Raw genomic sequence first — 5,413 nt, 5'->3', positions numbered from 1 at the left:
AAATACGGTTGAGTGAATTATTTGATTATAAAAGCCGCTTTCAAAAGTGGCTTTTTAGAATCTACTAAAAACTGCGTGAAGTGTTGATAAAAAAACCCACACCCACCTTTCGGCGAATGCGGGTTTCAGTCATCTCTGTATGTTAAATCACATTACATCTGGATCAGATGTTTGATTTTCACGTCCGGATTGGTATCGGCAGCGTAATCAACACCGTTCAGGCCAAAGCCGAACAGACGCATGAACTCGCTTTTATAACCCGCAAAATCAGTCAGTTCAGCGATGTTGTCGTTAGTGACTTCATTCCACAGTTTACCGACTTCTTCCTGCACTTCCGGCGCGATCTCTTTGAGGTCAGCGCGCAGACGCCCTTCGTTATCGACCAGCGGCTCAGCGCCGTACAGGCTGTCTTTGTACAGACCGTAAACCTGCTCGATACATCCTTCGTGGGTGCCCTTTTCTTTCATCACTTTGAACAGCAGTGAAAGGTACAGCGGCATCACCGGAATAGCAGAACTCGCCTGCGTCACAACGGCTTTCAGTACGGAAACGCGTGCATCACCGCCCTGTTCTGCCAGTGTGCTGCGGATATCCAGAACACGTTTGTCCAGATCCTTCTTCGCTTCACCGATAGAACCGTTCCAGTAAATATCCTGCGTCACTTCTTCACCCAGGTAGGTGAATGCCGTGGTTTTCGCGCCTTCAGCCAGCACACCGGCAGCTTTCAGGTCGTCGATCCACATCTGCCAGTCTTCGCCCCCCATCACTGCCACGGTGCCCGCGATTTCTTCCGGGGTTGCCGGTTCCAGCGTGGTTTCGTTGATGGTTTCTTTGTCGGTATTGATGCCGCGAATAGTGACTTGTTTACCGATTGGTTTCAGGGTGGAGTTGAACACTTCACCGGTTTTAGGATGGGTGCGGCGCGGTGCAGCCAGGCTGTAAACCACCAGATCAACCTGACCCAAATCTTGTTTGATCAGCTCAATAGTCTTTTGCTTCACTTCATCGGAGAACGCATCGCCGTTGATGCTTTTTGCGTACAGGCCTTTCGCATCGGCAAATTCTTCGAATGCGGCTGAGTTGTACCAGCCTGCAGTGGCGGTTTTAGACTCATCGCCCGGACGTTCGAAGAAGATGCCCAGCGTGGAAGCGTCAGAACCGAAAGCAGCAGAGATGCGGGCAGCGAGGCCGTAACCGGTCGAAGCGCCGATCACCAGGACTTTTTTAGGACCGCCTGCGATTTTACCTTGTGCGGTAACATAGTCGATTTGTTCTTTAACGTTCGCCTTGCAACCTTCCGGATGGGCAGTAACACAGATAAAGCCACGAATGCGTGGTTTGATAATCATATAGACCTCATTGCAACTGTCTCAGTAAATTGGCCGATAGAATATAGGTTTGCGCCGTTTCAGGCAAAACCTGACGCTTTATCGCCGCGTAAACAGACTTCTCTGACCCGTGAATGGGGGTCGTTTGCTCAGAAAGCGGAAAAAACAGACAAAAAATTGCTCTGCTGAGTGTAATTCAGTTGTGACCGCGTGCCTGCGGCAGGTTACCTATTTTCTGAAAATTCAGCACCAGAAGCCTTGTTTCCCCTTCATTTCTCCCGTCTCCTTTCAAAATCCGGATTATGCGTTAGATTTATAACGTGTGATCTGAATCACACAAAAACCATAATAAAGTCATGATTAGGGAGCATCTGTGAGTAAGAAAATAAACAGTGGCGGTCAGGATGAGGCGGCGAAAGCCCCGCAACCGACTGAACCGCTGGTAAAAGTCATTGCCTTTATAGCCACCCTGGGTGGCTTACTTTTTGGCTACGATACCGGGGTTATTGCCGGTGCTTTGCTGTTCATGAAGCACGATCTGCATCTGACATCCTTAACAACCGGGATGGTCACCAGTTTTCTGATACTGGGCTCAGCCGTAGGTGCAGTGTGCGCGGGTCGCGTGGCCGACCGTTTCGGGCGTAAAAAAGTCATTCTGGTAATGGCGCTGATCTTTATGGCCGGTTCGCTCGGCTGTGCTACGGCACCCAACGTCGTGATAATGATTATCTGCCGGTTTATTCTGGGTCTGGCGGTCGGTGGCGCGGCAGCGATTGTACCGATATATATTGCGGAAATCGTGCCCTCTCATCGCCGCTGGCAGTTCGTGACGTTACAGGAACTGATGATTGTTTCCGGTCAGCTGATTGCGTACACCAGTAACGCGGCCATCAACGAAGTGTGGGGTGGCGAAACCACCTGGCGCTGGATGCTGGGTGTCGCCTGCGTTCCGGCTGTCGTGTTATGGGTCGGGATGCTTTTCCTGCCTGATACACCACGCTGGTATGCCATGCACGGCCGCTATCGCGAAGCGCGTGACGTGCTGGAACGTACCCGCAAAGCCAGTAAAGTGGAGAAAGAACTAAGCGAAATCCGCAGTTCCATGAGCTCCAGAAGCGAGAAACATTCCCGCCGTCAGAAAACCATCTCTGTCTGGATGAAACGCCTGGTCTTTCTGGGAATTGGTATTGCCATGCTGCAGCAGCTTTCCGGCGTCAACACCATCATGTTCTATGCGCCAACGATGTTACAGGCCACCGGACTGAGCACCAATGCCTCCCTGCTCGCCACCATCGCTAACGGTGTGATCTCAGTACTGATGACGTTTGTCGGCATTATGTTACTGAGCCGCTTTGGTCGTCGTCCGCTGTTACTGACCGGGCAAATTGGCTGTACCTGTACGTTGCTGGCAATAGGGCTGATCACCTGGCTGATGCCGGAAACGGTGAACGGGCATCCGGATACCGTGCGCAGTTATCTGGTCTTAGGCGGCATGCTGGTTTTCCTATGCTTCCAGCAAGGTGCGCTATCGCCTGTCACCTGGCTGTTGTTATCGGAAATTTTTCCGATGCGCATCCGCGGCATGGCAAATGGCGTATCGGTATTTGCCATGCAAATGACCAATTTCTCCATCGCCTTTATGTTCCCGATTATGCTGGAATCTATCGGGCTGACGATGTCATTCTTCTGCTTTGCCGCCATCGGCGTCGCAGGCGGGATATTTGCCATTATTTTTGCGCCGGAAACGCAGGGCAAAACGTTAGAGCAGATTGAAAAACACTTTAAAAAGCACTTACAGGATGATCCAGCTCCGCAGGAAGCGGGAAGTTAAGTTTGTGATGTTAATCCCTGTCCGGCCGGCATGTTACCTGGCCGGACAGGGGCGCCAAAGGTCAGAGAAGCCTCCCCTGCCCCTATATTTGATGCACCCTATTGTATGATCGTTTCTGCAGCCTGTTCCCTGTCCGGGGTATAGGCACTTTGTTGTTATGCTTAAAGATAATCACCTGCCGCAACGTGAAGAACATTAATACCAGACGGTAGTGGCGCAACAGGTTTTATATCAGTGTTCTCAGTCAGCCAGCACCCGGGACAAAATGGCCAGCGCCTTTTTGAACTGCATATCAGGTATGGTCAGCGGATAGAGGAAACGGATCACATTACCGTTCACACCACAGCTGAGCATCAGCAATCCTGCGTCCAGTGCTTTATGCAAATACTGTCTTGTCAGTTCAGCCGATGGCTTGCCGGTGACCGGATCGTTAAATTCAGCCGCCACCATTGACCCCTGACCACGGACATCCACCAACGCTGCGCAACCCGCTTTGGCTCTCTTCAGCACTTCGGTGAGCTCAGCGCCCAGACGGTTAGCACGCTGGCACAGTTTTTCTTCTTCAATGATATCCAGGACTGCTAGCGCAGAAGCTACAGCCAGTGGATTCCCCGCATAAGTGCCACCAAGTCCCCCCGGTTCCGGCGCGTCCATCAGTGCGGCGCGCCCCGTTACACCCGAGATGGGCAAACCACCGCCAAGACTTTTCGCGATGGTGACGATGTCCGGTTTGGCATCCGGATAATATTCTGAGGCGAACATTTTGCCGGTGCGGGCAAACCCGCTTTGCACTTCATCCGCAATCATCACGATGCCGTGACGGTCACAGATTTCGCGGAGACCTTTCACAAACTCTTCCGGTGCGATATTGAAACCGCCCTCACCTTGTACCGGTTCATACAAGATCGCGGCAATCTGCTGCGGCGCGATATCGCTGCGGAAAATGCGCTCAATACTTTCAAGTGCCATTTCAGTGGTAACCCCCTGAACGGCGTTTGGATATTGGGCATGGAAGACCGAAGCAGGGAACGGCCCGAAGCCCGCTTTGTAGGGTATCACTTTGCCGGTCAGTGCCAGAGTCAGCAGCGTGCGACCATGAAATGCACCGGAGAAAGTAATGATACCGGGACGGCCGGTGGCGGAACGGGCAATTTTCACCGCGTTTTCGACGGCTTCCGCGCCGGTACTGAAGAATGTCGTTTTCGCTTTGCCGCTTACCGGTGAAATTGTATTGATGCGTTCAGCCAGTTTCACAAAACTGGCGTAAGGCACAATCTGGTAGGCTGTGTGTGTGAACAGGTCAAGCTGGTTACGGATGGCTTCTACGATTTTCGGGTGACGATGCCCCGTGTTCAGTACCGCGATCCCGGCGGTGAAATCGATGTATTCACGCCCGTGCTCATCCCATAATGTGGCGTTTTCCGCCTTCGCCGCATAGAAATCACACATTACACCGACACCCCGTGGTGTCGCTTCTTGACGGCGTTTTTCCAGTTCACTGTGATTCATCTTTTGCTCCTGCCTGCAGGTTGATGATTTTTAGATTGCCGGTTACACGTTGAACAACTTGTCTGAATAGCAACCTGTTCTTGTTTTTTATCCCATCAGCGGCCCTATAATCCAGAACCCGTTCTATTTATTTTGAGGTTCCACTTTTGCGCTCATTGCTTTCTGGCCTCATTATGCAGCGTCTCACTGAGTTTTCTGGTGCCTGGTCCGGCACACTGAGCAAAAAGGTTTATCAGGTATGACAACAGGCTATATTTTTGATGACAGTATTTCAGCCAGCAACGTTTACCGTCCTCAAGAGACCTTGTCATAGGGCTGGATTAGCCGCCCGGTCCGGTGATGCACCTCGCGGCCTGAATATTTCAGGGTGCCAGATATTGCGATACATTAATCACTGAATCTTAAAATCCTGTAATCACTGAATCACTGAATCACTGAATCACTGAATCACTGAATCACTGAATGGTGGGTTCTCAGAATCCTATTATCATAGAATCTCGAAATCCCCCTCCTCCATGCATGCATCCTTTCCCTGTATAATCTTATAATCCTGAAATCATATAATCCTTGAATTCTGTAAGCTATCATTCTCGCAATAGTGTAATCCTGGCCAACTCCAATCTTATAATCCTGTGATACTTATAACGCATTAGTGTAACCTCGGGATTCAAGAATCCTGCTAGTCTCAGGATACTATCCTGTAATCCCAGCACTGCTCGTACCGGCTGTTGCAATCCCATCACTC

3 protein-coding genes are annotated in these 5,413 nt (G+C 51.0%); 1 reads left to right on the top strand and 2 read right to left on the bottom strand.

Annotated features, from left to right (window positions below; genetic code table 11):
* Positions 1 to 152: 152 nt before the first annotated feature.
* Positions 153 to 1,349: an enoyl-ACP reductase FabV gene (gene fabV / locus J1785_RS03700; protein ID WP_129953373.1), complete on the bottom strand. Its 1,197-nt coding sequence runs from the start codon at positions 1,347 to 1,349 to the stop codon at positions 153 to 155.
* 352 nt (positions 1,350 to 1,701) lie between these two features.
* On the opposite strand from fabV, the gene J1785_RS03695 reads away from it, so the two are divergent.
* Positions 1,702 to 3,159, top strand: coding sequence for a sugar porter family MFS transporter (locus tag J1785_RS03695; protein WP_217218845.1), 1,458 nt, complete (start codon positions 1,702 to 1,704; stop codon positions 3,157 to 3,159).
* Positions 3,160 to 3,399: 240 nt separating this feature from the next.
* On the opposite strand, the gene J1785_RS03690 is transcribed toward J1785_RS03695, so the two are convergent.
* Positions 3,400 to 4,668, bottom strand: a complete 1,269-nt coding sequence (locus J1785_RS03690) for a 4-aminobutyrate--2-oxoglutarate transaminase (protein WP_217218844.1) — start codon at positions 4,666 to 4,668, stop codon at positions 3,400 to 3,402.
* Positions 4,669 to 5,413: the final 745 nt, after the last annotated feature.

The organism is Rahnella perminowiae (assembly GCF_019049755.1).
Taxonomy (GTDB): Bacteria; Pseudomonadota; Gammaproteobacteria; order Enterobacterales; family Enterobacteriaceae; genus Rahnella; species Rahnella perminowiae.
Note: the sequence above shows the minus strand (reverse complement) of the source record. Positions and strands in the feature narration are given on the sequence as shown.

Coding starts and splice junctions, on each gene's coding strand:
- fabV (WP_129953373.1), bottom strand. CDS start 1,349: ATGATTATCAAACCACGCATTCGTGGCTTTATCTGTGTTACTGCCCAT.
- J1785_RS03690 (WP_217218844.1), bottom strand. CDS start 4,668: ATGAATCACAGTGAACTGGAAAAACGCCGTCAAGAAGCGACACCACGG.